We start from the raw sequence: 21,979 nt of genomic DNA, 5'->3' as shown, positions 1-21,979 counted from the left end.
ATTCCGGTGGCCTTAATGTTAAGATAGCGCGCCTCGTAAACCTGGAGCCTTGCGCCGAACATGGAAAATTCGCAAACCGTCATGCTGGAAGCCCGGGGATTAGCGTGTTCGCGCGACGATCGCCTACTGTTTTCCGGTTTGAGTTTCGAATTGGCGGCCGGGCAGGCCTTGCTGTTGGAGGGCGCCAACGGTTGCGGCAAGACTTCGCTATTGCGGATTCTTTGCGGTTTTCGCGAACCTGACGCCGGCGATATTTTTTGGACCGGCGAGCGTCTGGAAGAGGGCGCCTACCATCGCGACATGGCCTACGTCGGCCACGCCGACGGTACCAAGAAGGAATTGACCGTGTTGGAAAACCTGCGTTTTGCGTTGGCGATGAAGGCCGATGGTGCCTATCGGATTGACGACGCCCTGGCAAAAGTCCAACTGGCCGGTTTCGACGATAACCCGGTGCACACTTTGTCGGCGGGGCAAAAACGCCGTTTGTCGCTGGCGCGCTTGTTGATCACCGCCAATCGGTTGTGGATACTCGACGAGCCTTTTACGTCGCTAGATCGTCAGGGCATACGCTTAATCGAATCGCTGATCGCGGAACACGTCGCCGGCGGCGGCTTGGCGGTATTGACCTCGCACCACGATCTCAGGCTACCCGACATCGAATTGAAAACCATCCATCTGCAAGCATGCCATTGATTCAAGCTTTCTGGGCCATCGTCCGCCGGGATTTGATGCTGGCCTTTCGACGCCGCGCCGAAATGGCCAATCCGTTAATGTTCTTTGTGTTGGTGGTGACCTTATTTCCGTTGGCGATCGGCGCCCAGCCGAATTTATTGCAAGCGGTGGCGCCTGGCGTGATTTGGGTCTCGGCGCTATTGGCAACCCTGCTGTCGCTGGACGGCTTGTTTCGCAGCGACTTCGAGGACGGCTCGCTGGAGCAAATGCTGATCAGTCCGCAACCGCTCTCGGTATTGGTGCTGGGCAAAATCGCCGCGCACTGGCTGGTTACCGGTTTGCCGTTGTTGCTGGTGGCGCCGTTGCTAGCGGTGTTTTTGGGCCTGCCGGAACGGGCGATGGGAACTTTGTGGCTGAGCTTGATCATAGCTACTCCATTATTGAGTCTAATCGGCGCGGTTGGCGTGGCTCTGACTGTCGGTTTGCGGCGCGGCGGCATGCTGTTGTCGTTGTTGGTGTTGCCGTTGTACGTGCCGGTGCTGATTTTTGCCAGCGGCGCGGTAGACAGGGCCGCCGGCGGTTTGCCGGTTTCGGCGCAATTGAATATTTTGTTGGCGATGTTGTTGGCGGCCCTCGTGTTAGTCCCGCTGCCGACCGCCGCCGCGTTAAAAATGAGTGTGAATTGAGTAATGTCCGTGATTCCAGCGCCGGTTAGCCGGTTTTTTCATCGAACCTCGTCGCCGCCGCATTTTTATGCTTTGGCCGACCGCTTCATTCCGTGGCTGACCGCGATCTTTCTGGTGTTGTTGGGTGCGGGCCTTTACAGCGGCTTGATACTGGCGCCCACCGATTACCAACAAGGCGAGAGTTACCGCATCATGTATATACACGTGCCGGCCGCTTGGATGTCCTTATTCATCTATGTGCTGATGGCGGTCATGGGTGCCATCGCGCTGGTTTGGCGCATGAAATTGGCGGAAGTGATGTTGATCGGCAGCGCGCCAATTGGCGCAGGTTTTACCTTCGTGGCGTTGGTCACCGGCTCGTTGTGGGGCAAACCGATGTGGGGCACCTGGTGGGTTTGGGATGCGCGATTGACGTCGGAGTTGATCCTGCTGTTTCTTTATTTGGGCTTGATCGGCTTGTACGGCGCGATCGAAGACAAACGCAGCGCGGCCCGCGCCGTTTCGATCCTAGCCTTGGTCGGCGTCGTTAATATTCCGATCATTCATTATTCGGTGGAATGGTGGAATACCTTGCACCAACCGGCGACGGTCGGCAAGATGGGTAAACCGTCCATCCATATTTCGATGTTGATTCCGCTGTTACTGATGGCGGTGGCTTTCAAGTTTTATTATCTGATCGCGGTGCTGCAAGCCGCCAAACTCGAATTGCTAAAGCGCGAGCCCAATTCGCAATGGGTTAGGGCCTTGATGGAGAAGCAAGCATGACGCTGCAAAGCTTTTTGGAGATGGGCGGTTATGCCTGGTATGTCTGGCCGTCCTACGGCATTACCTTCTTGGTGTTGCTGATCAATGTGTTGTGGCCGATCGTGCAGCGCAAGCAGTTTTTCCGCCAGTTGTGGCTCAAGCAAAAGCGCGGTCAACAACGATGAAACCGATTCGAAAACAACGCTTGCTGCTGATCGGTTTGATGTTGGCGGGACTGGGTTTGGCCGCCACTTTCGCGCTGAAAGCCTTCAACGAAAATCTGATGTATTTTTTCTCGACCTCGGACGTCAAGGCCGGCAAGGCTCCGGATAATGCCGCGTTTCGCTTGGGTGGCATGGTGGTCAAGGGCAGCGTCGAACGACCGGGCAAGGATTTGCTGGTGCGCTTCAAACTCAGCGATTTTAGCCAGGAAGTCGTCGTCGAATACAGCGGCATCTTGCCCGACCTGTTTCGGGAAGGGCAGGGCATCGTCGCCAAGGGCCGACTGGACCCGAATGGCGTATTCGTCGCCGAGGAAGTGTTGGCCAAGCACGACGAAAACTACATGCCGCCGGAAGTGGCCGGTAGCTTGAAAAAACCGGCGGGGCAACCATGATTCCGGAAATCGGCCATTTTTCATTGATACTGGCGCTGGGCATGGCGATCGTGCTGGGCCTGCTGCCGATTGTCGGCGCCGGCCGTAACATCGCCGGCTGGGTGCATGTCGCCAAACCGGCGGCCTTCGGACAGCTGCTGTTCATGGCGTCGGCCTACGCTTGTCTGACTTATAGCTTTGTTGTACACGATTTTAGCGTCGCCTATGTCGCGCAAAACTCCAATACCGCATTGCCGTTTTTGTACTTGATCTCCGGGGTGTGGGGCGCTCACGAAGGCTCGTTGTTGCTTTGGGCCTTGACCTTGGCGATTTGGACCGGCTTGGTCGCGGCTTTTAGCGCCAAGATTCCCGATACCACGCGCGCCAGGGTGTTGGGCGTGATGGGCTTGGTCAGCATCGGTTTTCTGTTGTTTCTATTGTTGACCTCCAATCCGTTCGACCGGTTGTTCCCGGCCCCGGCCGAAGGCCGCGACCTAAATCCGCTATTGCAGGACCCCGGCTTGGCGGTGCATCCGCCGATGTTGTACATGGGCTATGTCGGTTTCTCGGTGGCGTTCGCGTTTTCGATCGCCGCGTTGTTGGAGGGGCGATTGGACGCCGCCTGGGCGCGTTGGTCGAGGCCGTGGACTAACGTCGCCTGGCTGTTCTTGACGCTGGGCATCACCTTGGGCAGTTGGTGGGCCTATTACGAGCTGGGGTGGGGAGGCTGGTGGTTTTGGGACCCGGTCGAGAATGCCTCCTTCATGCCCTGGCTGGTCGGTACCGCGCTGATTCATTCTTTGGCTGCCACCGAAAAACGCGGTGTGTTCAAAACCTGGACTGTGTTGTTGGCGATTTTCGCGTTTTCGTTGAGCTTGCTCGGTACCTTTTTGGTTCGGTCCGGAGTGTTGACCTCGGTGCATGCCTTTGCCAGCGATCCGGCGCGCGGGGTATTCATTTTGGTGTTTTTGGCGACCGTGGTGGGCGGTTCTTTACTGTTGTATGCAATCAAGGCCCCCAACGTGAAAAGCTCGGCGAGCTTCGATTGGGTGTCCCGGGAAACCGTGTTGTTGGTCAATAACGTGCTGTTGGTGGTGACCGCCGCTAGCATTCTGCTCGGCACCTTGTATCCGTTGGTGATAGACGCGCTCGGCTTGGGTAAGCTGTCGGTTGGTCCGCCGTATTTCAACGCGGTGTTCATTCCGCTGATGGCGCCGCTAGCATTGGTGGTCGGCTTGGGGGTTTTGCTGCGCTGGAAATCCGACGACTTCAAGAGCTTGACCGTTAAGCTGCGCGGCTTGGCGGCGGCATGTCTGCTATTGGCCGTTGCCGCCCCGCTGGCGATGCCATTCTATTCCTGGGCGGCGGCAGTGGGCAGCGCCCTGGCGCTGTGGACCTTAGCGGTGTCGGGTGCCGCTTTCCAACACCGCATCCAAACCTGGTCCTGGGAGCGTTTGAAACAAATTCCGGCCGGTTTTTACGGCATGACGGTGGCCCATTTGGGTATCGCCGTATTCGCGATCGGCATCACCTATACCTCGGTGTACAGCATCGAACGCGACGTGCGTTTGGCGCCGGAAGAAACCCTGGATTTGTTCGGCTACGTGTTTCAGTTCCATGGGGTCAAACAGACTCAGGGTCCAAATTATCAAGCCGAGCAAGGCTTTCTGACCGTCAGCCACGAAGGCCAAATCGTCGCCGAATTGGCGCCGCAAAAGCGGGTTTATCGTGTCCAAAAAATGCCGATGACCGAAGCCGCAATAGATGCCGGCGTGTTTCGCGATCTGTTCGTCGCGTTGGGCGAGCCCTTGGACCAGCAGGGAGCCTGGAGTTTGCGGGTTTATTATAAGGCCTTCATCCGTTGGATTTGGATGGGCGGCGTGTTAATGGCAGTGGGCGGCTTATTGGCGGCCTGCGACCGTCGCTATCGCATGGCGGGTATCAAGAGTCAGGAGAGCCGATGAAATACGTTTTACCGCTATTGCTGTTCATTGGCTTATCGGTATTTTTGGCGATCGGTTTGAAACTGAATCCTCGGGAAATTCCGTCGCCGCTGATCGACAAACCGGCACCGGCATTCAACTTGCCGGTATTGGCCGAGCCAATTAAGACCCTGACTCCCAATGATTTGAAAGGCAAGGTTTGGTTGCTGAACGTTTGGGCGTCGTGGTGCATTTCCTGCCGCGAAGAACATCCGCTGCTGGTCGAGCTGGCCAAGCAAAACCGGGTCACGCTGATTGGATTAAATTACAAGGACGAAGCTCAGGCCGCCGGACTTTGGCTGGGCAAACACGGTAACCCTTATAACGCCAGCGTCATGGACAGCGACGGCCGCATCGGCATTGACTACGGCGTTTACGGTGTGCCGGAAACCTTCGTGATCGACAAGCGCGGCGTCGTGAGGCATAAACACACCGGACCGATTCAACCGGCCGATCTCGAACAAGTGTTATTGCCGATGATAGAACGTCTGGAAGGGGAGCCTTCATGAAACGCGCGGCCCTGCTGAGTCTGATGCTGATGGCCTCAACGGCCTTCGCCGCCGTGGAGTATCGGGATTTTTCCCAACCCGAGCAAGAACAGGTCTATCAGACCTTGATTTCGGAATTACGCTGCCTGGTTTGCCAAAATCAAACTATCGCCGATTCCAACGCCGATTTGGCCAAGGATTTGCGCGAACAGGTTTATCAAATGCTGCGCCAGGGTAAATCCCGCGCCGATGTGGTCAATTTCATGACCGAGCGTTACGGCGATTTCGTGATGTACAAACCCGCTTTCAATCTTAAAACCGTATTGCTTTGGCTAGGACCTGCGTTATTCTTGGCTGGTGGTTTGATCACGGTAATACTGGTGGCACGCCGCAAGCGGACCGGGCGAGCAACCGAACTTGACGCCGCGCAAAAAGCCCGGCTGCAAAAACTATTGGGCGAGGGCGAAGACGCGTGACGACTGAATTCTGGCTTTGGATAGCCGCGCTTTGCGCCGTGGCGCTAGCGATTTTGCTGCCACCGTTGTTTCGAAGAGCGCCGATTTCATCGGCCGACGGCGCGCAACGCAACACCGACATCGCTCGCCAACAAGTGGCCGAACTCAAGCAACAATTGCAAAGCGGCGCGTTGTCGCCGACGCAGTACGAAGCCCAATACAATGATTTGCAGTTGTCCGTGCTCGACACCTTGGACGACCAAGGCCGGGGGACCACGATTGGCTCTGCCGGTCGCTGGGTTGCCGTGCCGATTGCAATATTGCTGCCGGTGGGCGGCTTGTTACTGTACGGCATGCTCGGCGAACCCGAGGCGATGAAGAAGGCCGAATGGCAAGCAACCAATCAAAAGCTGGCCGACAACGTCCAAACCATGGTGCAGCGCTTGGTTGATCGCTTGCAACAACAGCCGGACGATGTGGAAGGCTGGATGATGCTGGGCCGATCCTTCGTATACATGCAGGAGTATCAAAAAGCGGCCGAGGCCTTCGGCGAGCTTAATCGGCGCAAGCCGGGCGATCCGGCGGTGATGCTGCGCTACGCCGACGCCTTGTCGATGGCGCGCAACGGCCGTATGAGCGGCGAACCGGCCGACTTGGTCTTCAGGGCCCTGGAGCAAGTCCCGGAAGATCACACCGCACTGTGGCTGGCCGGGATGGCCAAGGCGGAGGCCGGCGATTTTCGGCAGGCCATCGTTTATTGGCAAAAGCTTTCTAAATTATTGCCGGCCGATGACGAGGCTCAACAACAGTTGGCCAATATGATGCGGATGGCCGAAGCGGAAATGGTCAAAGCGCCGCCTTCTAACGCAGCATCCGCGCCGAACGTCGAAATTTCGGTGCGCGCGTCATTGGCGAACGGCCGGACCGCGCCGGCGGATAACACGGTATTTATCTACGCCCAAGCGGCCAACGGCCCCAAAATGCCGTTGGCCATCGTCCGCAAGCAGGTCGCCGACTTGCCGATTGACGTGGTGTTAAACGACAGCATGGCGATGCAACCGCAGTTGCATTTAGCCGACTTTCCGAAATTGCGCATCGTTGCCAGAGTCTCCAAGTCCGGCAATGCGATGCCGGCCGCCGGCGACTTGATCGGCAGCGCCGAACTGAACTTGGCCGATGCCAACCGGCGGGTCAATGTCACCATCGACCAAGAAGTGAAGTAATGGATCAATCCATCCAATTCGACCTGGACCTGATTCACCGCTACGACAAATCCGGTCCGCGCTATACCTCGTACCCGACCGCGTTGGAATTGCACGAGGGCTTCGGCGAGGCGGAATATCTCAAGCATATCGAAAAATCCAATGCGGCCGGCGGGCCGCTATCCCTGTATTTCCACATCCCGTTCTGCGACACGGTATGTTTTTATTGCGCCTGTAACAAGATTGTGACCAAAAACCGGTCACATTCGGTACCGTATCTGGACAATCTGGTCCGGGAAATCGAAATGCAGGGCGACTTATTCGACGGGTCCCGTCCGGTCAACCAATTGCACTGGGGCGGCGGCACGCCGACCTTTTTGAATTTCGAACAAATGCAACGCTTGATGGACGCGACCCGCCGGCATTTTAATCTGCGTAGCGACGACGGCGGCGAATACTCGATCGAAGTCGATCCGCGCGAAACCAACGATAGAACCATCGCGCAGTTGCGAGAATTGGGTTTTAACCGCATTAGCCTGGGATTGCAGGATTTCGACCCGGCGGTCCAAGCCGCGGTCAATCGCTTACAGAGCAAGGAACAGACCTTTGCGGTCCTGGAAGCGGCTCGGACGGAAGGGTTTCGTTCCACCAACATCGATTTGATCTACGGTTTGCCGTTGCAGACCGAAACCAGCTTCGCGGATACCTTGGATCAAGTACTGGCTTACGCGCCGGACCGCTTCTCGATCTTCAATTACGCTCACATGCCCAGCCGCTTTAAAACCCAGCGGCAGATCAACGAAGCCGATTTACCGCCGCCATCGGTCAAGCTGGATATTTTGCAAATGATCGGCAGGAAACTAACCGACGCCGGTTACGTATACATCGGCATGGATCATTTCGCCAAGCCAGACGATTTGCTGGCGGTAGCGCAACGCGAAGGCAAGTTGTATCGAAACTTTCAAGGTTACTCGACCCACTCTGACTGCGATCTGATCGGATTCGGTATTACGTCAATCGGCCGGGTCGGCGATGCGTATATCCAGAACGTTAAGGAACTGGACCCATACGCCGCGCGGATTTCCCAAGGCCGGCTAGCGGTGTTTCGCGGCGTCGAATTGGATGACGACGACAAGTTGCGGCGCGCCGTGATCACTCAGTTAATCTGCCACTTCGAATTGTCTTTCGCGGTTATCGAACGGGAATTCTCGATCCGCTTCGCCCATTATTTCGCGCCGGAATTGGAACATTTGCGGGTCATGCAAGGTGACGGGCTGTTGAGTCTCGACGACGCTGGCGTCCAGGTCTTGCCCGCCGGCCGCTTGTTGATTCGGAACATTTGCATGGTATTCGACAAGTACCTTGTCCAAAAACAACAGCAATTTTCCAGGGTAATTTAAGCGCCGCGTCGGGTTGAATCTCGGACTCCACGGCTTGTTTGTGTTTGGGGATTTCCGCCGGTCTCGCCTTACCGACAGGGATAGGTGCAATGCAAAAGTTATCCCCGGCTACCCGACCCGTTACTAACTGCGGCAGGTGCCCGCTGACTGAGTTCGCCGCTAATTTTGCCAGCTAGACTTGGGTTTTCGGCTACGCTTGTAGGCCACATACCATTGTAAAAGGAGCTGGAGCGTATGTCGGCACAACCTCTATCGCTGCGTTTCACCGGAAACGGGAGCGAATATTTTCGAATCTGGATCGTCAATCTGTTGCTCAGTATCGTGACCTTGGGTATTTATTCGCCGTGGGCCAAGGTCAGGCGCAACCAGTATTTTTACCGGCATACCTTACTCGCCGACAGCGGCTTCGATTATCACGGCGACCCGAAGTCGATATTGAAGGGTCGAGTAATCGCGGTGCTGCTGTTTGGTTCCTATTCTTTTTTCAGCCGTTTCGACCCGACCATCGCGGCCGTGATTTTTCTGGCGATTTTAGCGGTGCTGCCGTGGTTGCTGGTGCGGTCCTTGCGGTTTCGCTTGCATAACACTAGCTATCGCGGCTTGCGGTTCGGTTTTCACGGCCAGACCGGCCCCGCTTATTGGTATCTGTTGGGGGCGCCGTTTTTGGGCGGCGCCACGCTGGGCTTGCTCTGGCCGTGGGCGCAACAGCGCATGACGGTTTACACCCGCGATCACAGCAGTTTCGGCTCCGCGCGCTTCAAGTTCGAAGCCACTGTCGGGGCGTTTTACAAAATCTATTTCTGGGTGTTCTTGCTGGCGGTGCTGATGTTTGCCGGCGCGGCCGCGGCCATGACGCTGGTTCTGTCGTCCGGTGCGTTTCCGCTGGAAGGCCAGAATCAGGCTGGCGTGATTGGCGGCGTCGCGGCATTGTTAACCTATTTCGGCCTGTTGGTAATCGTCTATCCCTTTGTATCGGCGCGAATGCAAAATCTGATGTGGGGACATACCCGGCTCGGTGCGCACCGCTTCGCCGCGCGGGCCAGAGCGCGCGACTTGTTGTGGATCATGATCAGCAATGTGTTGCTGATCGGCTTGTCGTTGGGGCTTTTCAAACCGTTCGCCGATATCCGCCTGGCTCGCTATCGTCTCGAATGCACGAGTTTGTTACCGGGCGGCAGCCTTGCCGATTTCGTCGGCGGACTGCAAAGCCAGGCGGGCGCGGCTGGCGAGGAAATCGCCGATATTTTCGATTTCGATATCGCGTTGTGAAATCGGTCGCCGGCATTTATTTCGACGGCCGGCAGGCGATAGCCCATCGGGTCGTTCTCAGCGTCGAAGCCGGCCACTTGCAATTGCGAGGCGAAACCGTAAATCGTAGCGAGCCACTCACCGCGCTAACGATACCGGCACCGCTCGGCCGTTCGCCGCGTTTGATTCTATTCTCCGACGGAGCCCGCTGCGAAGTGGCGGATTCGGTCGGTTTCGCCGACTTGCTGCCGGAGCGGGCCGACGGTTGGTTATCAACCTTGGAAAGTCATATCGTCGCGGCGATAACCGCCGTATTGTTATTGCTGGGATTGGCGATTGCCGGCTATCGTTGGGGCTTGCCTTATGCGGCCGAGACAGTCGCGGAAAGGCTGCCGGCCGAGATGTTGACGGAAATGGACCATCAGTTGTTCGCCAGCCTCGACCAACATTGGTTGCAGCCCAGCGGCGTGCCGGAATCGCGCCGCGCCGACATCCAGGCCAAAGCATTTAGTTTGGCACCGCATGCCGAGGTCCGGCTGGCGTTCCGCGCCAGCCGTCAGCTTGGCGCCAACGCCTTTGCGCTGCCCGGAGGAACGGTGTTGGTGCTGGACGATTTGGTCGGCCTTACAGCCAACGACGACGAGATCGTCGCAGTGCTGGCGCACGAATTCGGCCATGTTCGCGAGAAGCACGCCTTGCGGCAGATGTTACAAGCCACTGTGGTTGGCTTGGCATTGGCGGCCTATCTGGGCGACATCAGTAGTCTATTGGCGGCGGCTCCCGCGGTATTGCTGGAGACCGGATATTCGCGCGATTTCGAGCGTTCCGCCGACCGCTATGCGGCCGATTTGCTGATTAGCCATCACCAATCGCCGACCTTGTTGGCCGATATGCTAGACAAGTTGGACGCTTACTGGCGAGAAAGAGACCGCCTGCAACTTGGTGATCGAAAGGGGGAGTTCGGCGAATATTGGTCCACGCATCCTGACAATGCCGAGCGCATCGCTTTTTTGCGGGGGCAGCGCTAGCGAAGCGAATTGGGTTAAAGCCGCTAAGCACGTGATCGCTTGATTTGCATCGGCAAGCGCCCGGTTAGTGTTTAGTCTGGTAAAAGCATGTCGTGGCTCGTGTTCAGCGAAATCGTCGTTCGTTTGACGTCGAAGGCGTTCTATCCGGACTTTGTGCATCGGTGCTGAAGCACGGTGTCTCAATCGGAATTTATATGGTCGTCGGGCCGCTATCTCGTGATCGGTTGTTTGTAGGTCGACTAACCACTCGATCAAGCCCATGCACCAAAATGCAGCGCGATCTCGATTAGCTTGGTGCGGCCGCTCGCTTTAGAGAGCGGCATTCTGCCAGTATCGGCTAGCGATCGGTTCACCAACGATGTCGGCATAGTACGCCGAAACATGAAGACACTATTTTCAAAGGTCGGGTGACGCCGAGATCGGCCATGATTTGGCCGTCACGGCTCCGGTAGTCGCGCGATGGCTACAAGCCGGCCGAAGCTCCGCCAGTTTGCGCCGCCGGCGCGTATGCCGCTGGCCGTCGTAGCCCCCTCGGAGTCTGCCAGGACAGCGGTTTCCAATCTATAGGCGCGCAGTACCCTCAGTCGTCGCCTCGGCTAAAGGCCCCTTAGGCTGCAATTGGTGCGAGTTTTGCTTTCTGATCTGCAGGACGCTAAGATCGGCCTTGGGTTTCAGCGGGTTTGTTGCCCGGTCTGTGCTGACTGCCCGATGTTTGAAATTGATATGATAAACCACGGATTATGCCAAACATGCAATGCTCGACCAGATCCTAAGCAAAATCCGCCTGGAAGGCGATCATGCGCTCGGTCATCACCAGAATGTCGAGTTAAGTAGTGCTTTTCAGGCGATTGTCAGTTTGCCGCACCAGCGCGCGGTAGGTTACGAGGCGTTAATCCGGGGCAGGGCGCTCGACGGAAGTGTCGTGGCGCCTCCGCAACTGTTCGAGAGTGCAAAGTCCTTGCAGGATTTGGTTTATCTGGACCGTTTATGTAGAGCCCTGCATTTGCAGAATTTTAAGCGGGCGGATTCCCGCGACAACTGGTTGTTTCTGAATATTGCGCCCGAAGTCATCGTACACGGCTGGCGTTTCGGTATTTTCTTCGCGGAGTTGCTGAAACTGCTAGAAATTCGGCCCGAGCGGGTCGTGATCGAAATCATGGAAAGTCCGTTGTTGGAAGAGCGGCAATTGAATCGGTCGGTCGATTTTTACCGCGAGTTGGGCTGTTTGATTGCGATTGACGATTTCGGCGCGGGACATTCCAATTTTCAGCGGATCTGGCGCATAAAACCACATATCGTTAAGTTGGACCAGTCGATCGTCCGCCATGCGGTAAATAACCCAGTCGCGCGGCGCATGCTGCCCAATATCGTCGCCACGCTGCACGAAGCCGGAAGTCTGGTGTTGATCGAAGGCGTCGAAACGCATGAGGAAGCGATGATTGCGATGCATGCGAATATCGATTTGGTACAAGGCTATTATTTCGGCACCCCGCGCATGGGGGTGCAAGACGCCGAAGAAGCGCGCCCGGTGGTTGCTGAATTATTCGGCCAGTATGCGCTCGATATTGCCAAGCGGAGCGGTCGTTCGCGTTATCCGCATCATATTCAAGCGATGCTGGTGGCTAAACAGGCTCTACAAACCGGTGCCGAAGATCTCGAGAGTCTTGATTGCATTCGCCAATTGTTGGCGCTACCGGGCGCCGATCGCTGTTACTTGTTGGGCAGCGACGGCGTGCAGATCGGCGGTAGCGTGCTTGCCGATCACCGCTACGGGACCGCCTCAGGCCGGTTCGCGCCGTTGGCGGCCGGGAATCGGGCGAGTTGGCTACGCCGACCGTATCTTTTACGAGCCTTGCAAGGTTCCGAGGATGTGCATTTGACCCGGCCCTATTTGTCGGTGGCAACCGGACGCTTGTGCGTGACCTTGTCGGTGGCCTATCCGTTCGGCGGATCGCCGCGAATTCTTTGTTACGATCTCGATCACGAAACCCTGGAAGCTGCACCGATCGACGATGCCATGGTTATCGAATCGGCCGCGGCACTTTGAGTCTCGGCGGTTTCGCGTCGTTAATCGAAACTGTGTATGATTGTTTATCCCTTAAATATTGAGTCAGGAGAGTTTGAATGCATAACGTCACGTTGATCAAAGGCGATGGTATCGGTCCCTCGATCATGGAAGCGGCCGTCGCGGTGATTAACGCCGCCGGCGCGAAAATCCATTGGCACGAGGCCGATGCCGGCATGTCGGCCTACGAACGTACCGGTACGCCCCTGCCCGACGCAACGATGGAATCCATAGCGCAAACCAGGGTGGCCTTCAAAGGTCCGTTGACGACGATGGTCGGCGAGGGCTTTCGCAGCATTAACGTCGAATTGCGCAAGCAATACGATCTTTACGCCAACGTGCGACCGGCCAAAAGCTGGCATGGCGTTAAAACCCGCTACGATGATGTCGATATCGTCATCGTGCGGGAAAATACCGAAGGCTTGTACGTGGGCTTGGAGCATTATCTGACACCGGCCAAGGATATTGCCGAAAGCTTGGCCGTCGTGACCAAAGCGGGGTCCGAGCGCATTGTCGAATATGCCTTCAAATACGCGATCGACAACCATCGCAAGAAGGTCACGGTTTGTCACAAGGCCAATATTTTGAAATTCACCCAAGGCTTATTCTTGAAAACCGCTCGCGAAGTGGCGGCCAAATATCCCAATATAGAGTTCGACGAGAAGATCGTCGATGCGGCCTGCATGCACATGGTCATGAAACCCGAACAGTTCGATGTGGTGGTGACCACCAACATGTTCGGCGACATCCTGTCCGATTTAACCGCCGGTTTGGTGGGTGGTTTGGGGCTTATTCCCGGCGCCAATATCGGCGAGGATGCAGCCCTGTTCGAAGCCGTGCATGGTAGCGCGCCGGACATCGCCGGCAAAAATATCGCCAACCCGACTGCCGTGATGATGGGCGGCGTGATGATGCTGAATCACTTGGGGGAACATGATGCCGCGATCCGCATGCAAAACGCCATTGAAACAGTCGTGAACGGCGGCGTCTATGTAACCCCGGATTTGAACCCGGGCAGCAAATACGGCACCAAGGAAATGGGGCAGGCCATTGTCGATGCGATGGAGTGATTAATCGGCGACGGAGGCGGATATGAGCGCGCAACCTGAATTTGATAAACCGTGGATGTCCGTTGAGGACTATCTTGCGGCGGAATTGCTCAGCGACACGAAGCATGAGTATGACGACGGGGAAGTCGTGGCGATGTCGGGCGTCAGCAAGAATCACGACAGGATTAAGATGAACTTGTCGCGTATCTTCGGCAACCATTTGCAGGACCAACCCTGCGAGCCGTTTAGCTCCGATGTCAAAGTCAAGATCGGCCAGTATTTGTTCTACCCCGACGCGATGATGGTTTGCGAGGATACCTCGACCCACGACTATTACGCCGAGACTCCGGTATTGGTCGTCGAGGTGTTATCCAAATCCACCCGCCGCCGCGACGAAACCATCAAACGCCGCCTATATCAAACCATTGCGACTTTGCAGGAATACGTGCTGATCGAGCAAGACATCGTCGATGTCGAAGTTTGTCGGCGTAGCGAAGGTTGGGTCTTCAATCACTATTTTCTCGGCGACGACGTGCCTTTCGAATCGATTGGCTTGAACCTCGGCGTCGCCGAAATCTATGCCCGAGTCGACAACGACGACATGCGGACCTTCATCGCCGAGCAAACGCTGGCTCAAGAAAATGCCAACGCCAACGCATCCCAAGCCTAATTTTTTTACCGGAAATCATCATGCTAGAACAATACCGAAAACACGTAGCCGAACGTGCCGCTGAGGGCATCGTTCCCAAACCCTTGGATGCCGAGCAAGTCGCGGCCTTGGTCGAATTATTGAAGCAGCCGCCGGTCGGCGAAGAAGCCTTTTTGCTGGATTTGCTCGCGAATCGGGTCCCTGCCGGCGTGGATGAAGCCGCCTACGTCAAAGCCGGCTTTTTGACCGCCGTTGCCAAAGGCGAAGCGTCGTCCGCACTGATTACGCCGGAAAAAGCCACCGAGTTGCTCGGTACCATGCTCGGCGGCTACAACGTCGCGCCGTTGATCGAACTGCTCGATCATGTGACGTTGGCGCCGATTGCCGCGAAAGCCTTGTCGCAAATCCTGCTGATCTTCGATGCCTTCCACGATGTGCAGGAAAAAGCCGAAGCCGGCAACGCTTACGCGAAACAAGTGCTGCAATCCTGGGCTGAGGCCGAATGGTTTACCGCCAAGCCGGAAGTGCCGGAAAAACTCACGGTTACCGTGTTCAAGGTTACCGGCGAAACCAATACCGACGATCTGTCGCCCGCCCCGGATGCTTGGTCGAGACCGGACATTCCGTTGCACGCCAAAGCCATGCTGAAAATGCCGCGCGATGGCATCACCAACGCCGAACAGCAAATTACCGAGCTAAAAGCCAAGGGCTTTCCGGTAGCCTACGTCGGCGACGTGGTTGGCACCGGATCGTCGCGCAAATCCGCCACTAACTCGGTGTTGTGGTTCATGGGCGACGACATTCCGTTTATCCCCAATAAACGCGGCGGCGGCGTCTGTATTGGCGGCAAGATTGCGCCGATTTTTTTCAATACCATGGAAGATTCCGGGGCATTGCCGATCGAATGCGATGTGACCGGCATGGCGATGGGCGATGTGATCGACATTTTTCCTTATCAAGGTGTAGTCAAACGCCACGGCAGCGAAGAAATCATCTGCGAATTTGCGTTAAAAACCGAAGTGATTTTCGACGAAGTCCGTGCCGGCGGTCGTATTCCGTTAATCATCGGTCGCGGCTTGACCGACAAGGCCCGACTAGCCTTGGGCTTGCCGGCATCAACCGTGTTCCGCCGCTTAGGAGAAGCCGCGGATACCGGCAAAGGCTACACGCTGGCGCAAAAAATAGTGGGCAAGGCTTGCGGTGTGGTCGGTGTCAGACCCGGCAGTTACTGCGAACCGAAAATGACCACCGTCGGTTCGCAAGACACCACCGGACCAATGACCCGCGACGAATTGAAAGACCTGGCGTGTTTAGGTTTTTCGGCGGACTTGGTGATGCAGTCCTTCTGCCACACCGCCGCTTATCCGAAACCGGTCGACGTGCAAATGCAGCATACCTTGCCTGACTTTATCATGACCCGTGGTGGGGTATCGCTGCGTCCAGGCGATGGCGTGATTCACTCCTGGCTGAACCGGATGCTGTTGCCCGATACCGTCGGTACTGGTGGCGACTCGCATACCCGTTTCCCGATTGGTATCTCATTTCCCGCCGGCTCCGGTTTGGTGGCGTTTGCCGCCGCGACCGGCGTGATGCCTCTGGATATGCCGGAATCGGTATTAGTGCGTTTCAAAGGCCAAATGCAACCCGGCATTACCTTGCGGGATTTGGTCAACGCGATTCCCTATGCGGCGCTGAAAAGCGGCTCGTTGACCGTGGCCAAACAGGGCAAGAAAAACGTATTTTCCGGCCGAATTCTGGAAATCGAAGGCTTGCCGGATTTGAAAGTCGAGCAAGCATTCGAGCTTTCGGATGCGTCAGCCGAACGTTCTGCCGGCGGTTGCACCATCAAACTCAATGAAGCGCCGATTCGTGAGTATCTGAATTCCAATATCACCTTGCTGAAATGGATGATTGCCGAAGGTTACGGCGATGTACGGACTATCCAACGCCGGATTAAAGCCATGCAGGATTGGTTGGCGAATCCGGTATTGATGGAAGCGGACAAGGACGCCGAATACGCGGAAATTATCGAAATCGATTTGAACGAAATCACCGAGCCGCTATTGGCGTGCCCGAACGATCCGGACGACATCAAGCCCTTGTCGGAAGTGGCTGGGACCAAAATCGATGAAGTCTTCATTGGCTCCTGCATGACCAACATCGGTCATTTCCGCGCTGCCGGTAAATTGCTGGAAAAAGCCGGGGCCTTGCCGACGCGTTTGTGGGTCGCTCCGCCAACCAAAATGGATCAAAACCAGCTGATAGAAGAAGGTTACTACGGCACCTTCGGTAAAGTTGGCGCTCGCACCGAAATGCCGGGCTGTTCCTTGTGCATGGGCAATCAGGCGCGAGTGGCTGAAGGTTCGACCGTGGTATCGACCTCGACGCGTAATTTCCCCAATCGTTTGGGGAATGGCGCCAATGTCTATTTGTCTTCGGCGGAATTGGCGGCGGTGTGTTCTTTATTGGGGAAAATCCCGACGCCGGAGGAATACATGCAATATGCGGCGTTGATCGACCAAAGCAGCGCCGATACTTATCGGTATCTGAACTTCAATCAAATCGACAGCTATCAAACGAAGGCGGATCAAGTCGCCTAATGGCATTTTCTAAGCGGCGGGGTTATGCCTCATCGCGCCGGTTGTTCGCCGCGAAACCGAGCGGGTAACCGGCCTCAAACACGTCGGGTTGAGCCCGAGGCGGCCGGATGAAGCCTGGTGTGTCAGGCCCGCGCATTTTCGACAAACCCTGCTAGGATTATCGGCTGGGTCGTCGCGCGCGGTGGGGGCAAGATTGGAAGAAGATATAACAGCTGAATTGTCGGTGCTGGAGAGCCATTTGGATGGCATGCTGAATCGAGTTCAACATAACAGTCTGACTCTGAAGCGCCTGCAGGCTTTCGAAATGCGTTTGTTGGCGCTGAACACCCTGGCGGAGATGATTGAATTCATCATAGACGAGACCCGCTTGTTTTTTAATCTCGATGCGGTTTGCTTGTCCTTGATCGACGCCCAAAGTGAAATTGCCAGTTGTCTCGAGGCAGATCACTATGCGTTTCGCGAGCGGCCCGATTTGGTGCTGTTGGAGCAAGACGGGGTATTTCTACAAAGTTTCGGTACGGCCGGCCAGCCATTGGTGGGTATCCATCGCGATGAACGCTGGAGCCGCTTCTTTCCAGGCGTCGAAAAACAGCCGGCTTCGGTTGTGATCATCCCGCTAATCCGCCGCGGCAAAATCTTGGGTTCATTAAATTTGGGCAGCCACCAGCGCGACCGTTTTATCAACGGCATGGCGACCGATTTTATCGAGCACATTGCATCCGTGATCGGGATTTGTCTCGAAAACAACTTGAATGTCGAGACAATGCGTCGCACCAGCCTGATAGACCCGCTGACCGGCGTCAATAACCGGCGCTTTCTGGAACAGCGCATCGTCGAGGAATTGGACCGAAGTCAACGCAGCCGTGAACCCCTGTCCTGTCTGTTTCTGGATATCGACTATTTCAAACGAATTAACGACGGCTTCGGTCATCAAGCCGGCGATCAAGTACTCTCGTTGGTGGCGTGTACTATCAAACGGCAGCTACGTAGCAACGATGTATTGGTCCGATACGGCGGCGAAGAATTCGTCGCACTGTTGTCGCAGGCTGACGAAACGATGAACGGTGAGATTGCCGAGCGGATCCGCATCGGCATTTCCGATTTGACGATCAAATACGCCGATCAAGTTATTCCGGTCACAATCTCGATCGGTGCCGCCACCTACCACCCTAACCTCAGCAGGAAATTGGCGGTGCCTCAAATCGCGCTGGAACTGGTGCAAGCGGCGGATGTAGCCTTGTACGAGGCCAAGCGTAGCGGCAGAAACCGGGTTGAAAACGCCGGGTTGGTGCTGGAGCCGAGGGCTGTTCAGTCGTAACCGTTGGGGTTTTGTGTTTGCCAATGCCAGGTATCGGCCAGCATCCGGGCCAACTCTCGCTCGGCCTTCCAGCCAATTTTTTCGGCGGCCAGGCCGGGGTCCGCGTAACAGGCCGCCACGTCGCCGGGCCGGCGCGGCGCGATACGGTAGGGTACGGCTTGTCCGGTGACTTCAATAAAGGTTTCGATCATCTGTAAGACGCTGTAACCGTTACCGGTGCCGAGATTGATGGCGTCGCACACGCTATCCTTGGCATCCTGTTTTAGAAGGTATTCCAAGGCCTTGATGTGGCCGACCGCCAAATCGACCACGTGGATGTAGTCGCGGACGCCGGTGCCGTCCGGCGTCGAATAGTCGTTGCCGAATACCGACAGCATCGGTAATTTGCCGATCGCGACTTGCGACAGGAAGGGCATCAAATTATTGGGGATGCCGTTCGGGTCTTCGCCGATGAGCCCGCTGGCGTGCGCGCCGATCGGGTTGAAGTAGCGCAATATCGTGATTTGCCAAGGTGTGGCGCTATGGCTCAGCGGATCGGACTGGCTAAGGTCGCGCAGGATTTCTTCGATAAACAGCTTGGTGCGGCCGTAAGGGTTGGTGGCTTGCAGCGGAAAATGTTCCAGAATAGGCACGCTGTGCGGATCGCCGTAAACGGTGGCCGAAGAGCTGAACACCAGGCGTTTGATCCCGAACTCCGCCATCGTCTCCAGCAGTACCAAGGTGCCGTAAATATTGTTGTGATAGTAGTTCAGCGGCATCTGGCAGGATTCGCCGACCGCTTTCAGTCCCGCGAAATGCACGACGGCGGCAATGTTGTGCTGGGCCATGATGGCTTGCAACGCCGCTTTGTCGGTAATGTCGGCTTGATGAAAAGCTATTGTTTTGTCGGTGATACGTTCTACCCGGCAAATGGCTTCGATTTTGCTGTTGCAGAGATTGTCGACGACGACAACATCGAATCCTGCGTTTAACAGCTCGACGCAAGTATGGCTGCCGATATATCCAGCGCCGCCGGTGACCAAAATGGTTGGGTTCATGTCCGGATTTCCGTTGGGTTAACGTTCGAGTATGTCCAGTCCGGCGCCGTAGGCAACGACGGCCGATTGGTCGGTGCCAACCTCGCCGCAAGCGCTACCGGCCGGCAGCGGGTTAGTATCGCGGGTCAGGCCGGCAAAGTCGAATAGGCCTGCGTCGAGCATTTGCGACGGCGCAATATTTTGCAGCCCGGCGAAAATGGTTTCGATACGACCCGGAAACTGCTTATCCCAACCGTTCAGCATCACCTTCATGGCTTTGCGTTGCAGGTTTTCCTGCGAGCCGCACAAATTGCACGGAATGATCGGAAATTGCTTGAAGGCCGCGAAGCGATTGATGTCTTTTTCCCGGCAGTAGGCTAACGGCCGAATCACGATGTTCTGTTTGTCGTCGCTGAGCAATTTCGGCGGCATTGCCTTCAGTTTGCCTGCATAAAACAAATTCAGGAAGAAGGTTTCGACGATGTCGTCTCGGTGGTGACCCAGCGCGATTTTGGTGACCCGATGTTCTCTGGCAAAGCCGTACAGTGTGCCGCGCCGCAGCCTTGAACACAGACTGCAGGTGGTCTGACCCTCCGGGATGATGCGTTTGACGATGCTGTAGGTGTCATGCTCGATGATATGAAACGGCACGCCGATAGAGCTCAGGTATTCCGGCAATACGTGCTCCGGAAACCCGGGCTGCTTTTGATCCAAATTGACGGCCAGTATGTCGAAATCCACCGGCGCGGTCTTTTGTAAGTTCAGCAGAATGTCCAGCATCGTGTAGGAGTCTTTGCCGCCGGACAGGCAAACCATGACTTTGTCGCCATGCTCGATCATATTGAAGTCGGCAATAGCCTCGCCGACGCTACGGCGCAAACGCTTCTGCAGTTTGTTGAATTGGGTGCGGGATTTTTGGTTGGAATCGGACATGGGCGCTAGGCGAGCGGCTAAAGCAAGGCTTCAGCCGCTCAAGGATTTAGCCGTTGAAACGTTGGAAGATCAGCGTGGCATTGGTGCCGCCGAAGCCGAAACTATTGGACATCACGGTGTTCAAGCTGACGTTGTCCCGGTATTCGCGAACGATGGGAATGCCCGCCGCGCCAGGGTCGAGTTGGGTAATGTTGGCAGATGCGCTCAAGAAACCTTCCTGCATCATCAGCAACGAATAAATGGCTTCATTGACGCCGGCCGCGCCCAAGGCATGGCCGGTCAGTGATTTGGTGGAACTCACCGGCGGCACCGAATCGGCGCCGAACACCGCGCGCATCGCTTCCAGTTCGCGGGTATCGCCCACCGGCGTACTGGTGCCGTGCGCATTGATGTAGTCGATATTGCCGTCAACGGTCGCCAACGCCATTTGCATGCAGCGCACCGCGCCTTCGCCGGACGGCTGCACCATGTCGTAACCGTCGGACGTGGCGCCGTAGCCGACCAGTTCCGCGTAAATTTTCGCGCCGCGCGCCTTGGCATGTTCCAGTTCTTCGACAACCAGTACGCCGCCGCCGCCGGAAATCACGAAGCCGTCGCGGGTTTCGTCGTAAGGTCTAGACGCGCTTTCCGGCGTATCGTTGTATTTGGAGGATAGCGCGCCCATCGCGTCGAACAAGACCGACATAGACCAATGCAACTCCTCGCCGCCGCCGGCGAACACCACGTCTTGCTTGCCGAGTTGGATCAATTCCATCGCATGACCGATACAGTGGGCGCTGGTCGCGCAGGCCGAGCTGATCGTGTAATTGACGCCCTTGATTTTGAACGGCGTGGCCAGACAGGCGGTATTCGTGCTGGACATCGCGCGAGTCACCATATAGGGACCGACTTTCTTGACGCCCTTGGAGCGTAGTATGTCGGCCGCATCGACCAAGTTCGACGTAGACGGTCCACCGGAACCCATCACCAGACCGGTGCGGACATTGGACACTTCGTCGTCAGCCAGACCGGAGTCGGCAATGGCTTGTTCCATCGCCAAATAATTGTAAGCCGCACCATCGCCCATGAAGCGTTTGACTTTGCGGTCTATCGCTTCGTCGAGGTTGATCTTGATCGGACCGTGGATTTGGCTACGAAAGCCCAGTTCACGATAATCTTCGCAAAAACCAATGCCGGAACGCCCCTGGCGGAGCGACTCGACCACTTCATCGCGATTATTGCCAATGCTGGAAACGATGCCCAGACCGGTTACTACTGCTCGTCTCATGGCTAGACCTTCTTCAGAAATCCTGGGTGGAGGTAAACAGACCGACTCTCAGGTCGGTGGCTTCATAAATTTGCTTGCCGTCGACTTCCATCACCGCGTCGGCAATGCCCATGACCAGTTTGCGCAAGATCACCCGTTTCAAATCGATTTTATAAGTGACTTTTTTCGCGCTGGGCAAGACTTGGCCGGTGAACTTGACTTCGCCGCAGCCTAACGCCCGACCTTTACCTGGTCCACCCATCCAACACAAATAAAAGCCAACCAATTGCCACATCGCATCTAAACCCAGGCAGCCGGGCATCACCGGGTCACCTTGAAAATGACAGGCAAAAAACCAAAGATCGGGGGTAATGTCCAATTCGGCAATGATTTCGCCCTTGCCATATTTACCGCCTTCGTCGGAGATGTGGACAATTCGATCCATCATCAGCATATTGGGAAGCGGTAGCTGCGCGTTTTCCGGGCCGTAGAGCTCGCCCCGACCGGACATCAACAATTCTTCGCGCGTAAAACTGTGCGGCTTCTCCATTCAATACTTACCTGATAAATTGGGTTCAAAACACCCGACATTATCCAATAATT

21 protein-coding genes are annotated in these 21,979 nt (G+C 56.1%); 17 read left to right on the top strand and 4 right to left on the bottom strand.

Features of this window, described 5'->3' with window-relative positions; all coding sequences use genetic code 11:
• Positions 1-60 precede the first annotated feature (60 nt).
• The 17 genes from ccmA to BJL95_RS08090 all read left to right on the top strand — a co-directional run bounded on the left by ccmA (position 61) and on the right by BJL95_RS08090 (position 18,181).
• Positions 61-693: a cytochrome c biogenesis heme-transporting ATPase CcmA gene (ccmA, locus tag BJL95_RS08170; RefSeq protein ID WP_064031660.1), complete on the top strand. Its 633-nt coding sequence runs from the start codon at positions 61-63 to the stop codon at positions 691-693.
• Positions 684-1,358: a heme exporter protein CcmB gene (gene ccmB / locus BJL95_RS08165; protein WP_071156953.1), complete on the top strand. Its 675-nt coding sequence runs from the start codon at positions 684-686 to the stop codon at positions 1,356-1,358. Before ccmA ends, ccmB begins: the two co-directional genes overlap by 10 nt.
• 3 nt (positions 1,359-1,361) lie before the next feature.
• Entirely contained in the window at positions 1,362-2,123 is a 762-nt protein-coding gene (locus tag BJL95_RS08160) for a heme ABC transporter permease (RefSeq protein WP_071156951.1), read from the top strand.
• A complete protein-coding gene (gene ccmD / locus BJL95_RS08155; RefSeq protein WP_064031657.1) occupies positions 2,120-2,287 on the top strand; it encodes a heme exporter protein CcmD in 168 nt (55 codons plus the stop codon). The genes BJL95_RS08160 and ccmD overlap by 4 nt, the downstream gene beginning before the upstream one ends.
• The gene (gene ccmE, locus BJL95_RS08150) at positions 2,284-2,718 is read left to right on the top strand and encodes a cytochrome c maturation protein CcmE (protein WP_071156949.1); all 435 of its coding nucleotides are present in this window, start codon (positions 2,284-2,286) and stop codon (positions 2,716-2,718) included. Before ccmD ends, ccmE begins: the two co-directional genes overlap by 4 nt.
• Positions 2,715-4,661, top strand: coding sequence for a heme lyase CcmF/NrfE family subunit (locus tag BJL95_RS08145; RefSeq protein ID WP_071156947.1), 1,947 nt, complete (start codon positions 2,715-2,717; stop codon positions 4,659-4,661). Before ccmE ends, BJL95_RS08145 begins: the two co-directional genes overlap by 4 nt.
• Positions 4,658-5,188: a DsbE family thiol:disulfide interchange protein gene (locus tag BJL95_RS08140; protein ID WP_071156945.1), complete on the top strand. Its 531-nt coding sequence runs from the start codon at positions 4,658-4,660 to the stop codon at positions 5,186-5,188. Before BJL95_RS08145 ends, BJL95_RS08140 begins: the two co-directional genes overlap by 4 nt.
• Positions 5,185-5,643, top strand: coding sequence for a cytochrome c-type biogenesis protein (locus BJL95_RS08135; RefSeq protein WP_071156943.1), 459 nt, complete (start codon positions 5,185-5,187; stop codon positions 5,641-5,643). The genes BJL95_RS08140 and BJL95_RS08135 overlap by 4 nt, the downstream gene beginning before the upstream one ends.
• Positions 5,640-6,845, top strand: coding sequence for a c-type cytochrome biogenesis protein CcmI (gene ccmI, locus BJL95_RS08130; RefSeq protein ID WP_071156941.1), 1,206 nt, complete (start codon positions 5,640-5,642; stop codon positions 6,843-6,845). Before BJL95_RS08135 ends, ccmI begins: the two co-directional genes overlap by 4 nt.
• Positions 6,845-8,224 carry an oxygen-independent coproporphyrinogen III oxidase gene (gene hemN / locus BJL95_RS08125; RefSeq protein WP_071156939.1) on the top strand — a complete coding sequence of 460 codons (1,380 nt, stop codon included), beginning with the start codon at positions 6,845-6,847 and terminating at the stop codon, positions 8,222-8,224. The genes ccmI and hemN overlap by 1 nt, the downstream gene beginning before the upstream one ends.
• 234 nt (positions 8,225-8,458) lie before the next feature.
• Complete coding sequence (locus tag BJL95_RS08120; protein ID WP_071156937.1) at positions 8,459-9,493, top strand: YjgN family protein; 1,035 nt, start codon at positions 8,459-8,461, stop codon at positions 9,491-9,493.
• Entirely contained in the window at positions 9,490-10,500 is a 1,011-nt protein-coding gene (locus BJL95_RS08115) for a M48 family metallopeptidase (RefSeq protein ID WP_175463666.1), read from the top strand. Before BJL95_RS08120 ends, BJL95_RS08115 begins: the two co-directional genes overlap by 4 nt.
• 754 nt (positions 10,501-11,254) lie before the next feature.
• Positions 11,255-12,547 carry an EAL domain-containing protein gene (locus tag BJL95_RS08110; protein ID WP_071156935.1) on the top strand — a complete coding sequence of 431 codons (1,293 nt, stop codon included), beginning with the start codon at positions 11,255-11,257 and terminating at the stop codon, positions 12,545-12,547.
• Positions 12,548-12,624: 77 nt separating this feature from the next.
• On the top strand, positions 12,625-13,635 hold the full coding sequence (locus tag BJL95_RS08105; protein ID WP_071156933.1) for an isocitrate/isopropylmalate dehydrogenase family protein: 1,011 nt from the start codon (positions 12,625-12,627) through the stop codon (positions 13,633-13,635).
• A 22-nt stretch (positions 13,636-13,657) separates the two neighbouring features.
• Complete coding sequence (locus tag BJL95_RS08100) at positions 13,658-14,284, top strand: Uma2 family endonuclease (RefSeq protein WP_071156931.1); 627 nt, start codon at positions 13,658-13,660, stop codon at positions 14,282-14,284.
• Between the two features lie 20 nt (positions 14,285-14,304).
• Complete coding sequence (acnB, locus tag BJL95_RS08095; RefSeq protein WP_071156929.1) at positions 14,305-16,863, top strand: bifunctional aconitate hydratase 2/2-methylisocitrate dehydratase; 2,559 nt, start codon at positions 14,305-14,307, stop codon at positions 16,861-16,863.
• A 193-nt stretch (positions 16,864-17,056) separates the two neighbouring features.
• Entirely contained in the window at positions 17,057-18,181 is a 1,125-nt protein-coding gene (locus BJL95_RS08090; protein WP_071156927.1) for a diguanylate cyclase, read from the top strand.
• Here the strand turns inward: BJL95_RS08090 and galE are convergent.
• Genes galE through fabA form a run of 4 tightly spaced genes read right to left on the bottom strand, consistent with a single transcriptional unit; the run spans position 18,172 to position 21,926 of the window.
• Positions 18,172-19,218: a UDP-glucose 4-epimerase GalE gene (gene galE / locus BJL95_RS08085; RefSeq protein ID WP_071156925.1), complete on the bottom strand. Its 1,047-nt coding sequence runs from the start codon at positions 19,216-19,218 to the stop codon at positions 18,172-18,174. The two genes, BJL95_RS08090 and galE, sit on opposite strands and share 10 nt — an antisense overlap.
• An 18-nt stretch (positions 19,219-19,236) precedes the next feature.
• Positions 19,237-20,130 (bottom strand): tRNA 2-thiocytidine(32) synthetase TtcA, encoded by an 894-nt coding sequence (ttcA, locus tag BJL95_RS08080; RefSeq protein ID WP_071156923.1) that lies wholly within the window; start codon positions 20,128-20,130, stop codon positions 19,237-19,239.
• A gap of 46 nt (positions 20,131-20,176) precedes the next feature.
• On the bottom strand, positions 20,177-21,397 hold the full coding sequence (fabB, locus tag BJL95_RS08075; protein ID WP_071156921.1) for a beta-ketoacyl-ACP synthase I: 1,221 nt from the start codon (positions 21,395-21,397) through the stop codon (positions 20,177-20,179).
• A 13-nt stretch (positions 21,398-21,410) separates the two neighbouring features.
• The gene (gene fabA, locus BJL95_RS08070) at positions 21,411-21,926 is read right to left on the bottom strand and encodes a 3-hydroxyacyl-[acyl-carrier-protein] dehydratase FabA (RefSeq protein WP_064027660.1); all 516 of its coding nucleotides are present in this window, start codon (positions 21,924-21,926) and stop codon (positions 21,411-21,413) included.
• Positions 21,927-21,979: the final 53 nt, after the last annotated feature.

This window comes from Methylomonas sp. LWB (genome assembly GCF_001856095.1).
Lineage (GTDB): Bacteria > Pseudomonadota > Gammaproteobacteria > Methylococcales > Methylomonadaceae > Methylomonas > Methylomonas koyamae_A.
Note: the sequence above shows the minus strand (reverse complement) of the source record. Positions and strands in the feature narration are given on the sequence as shown.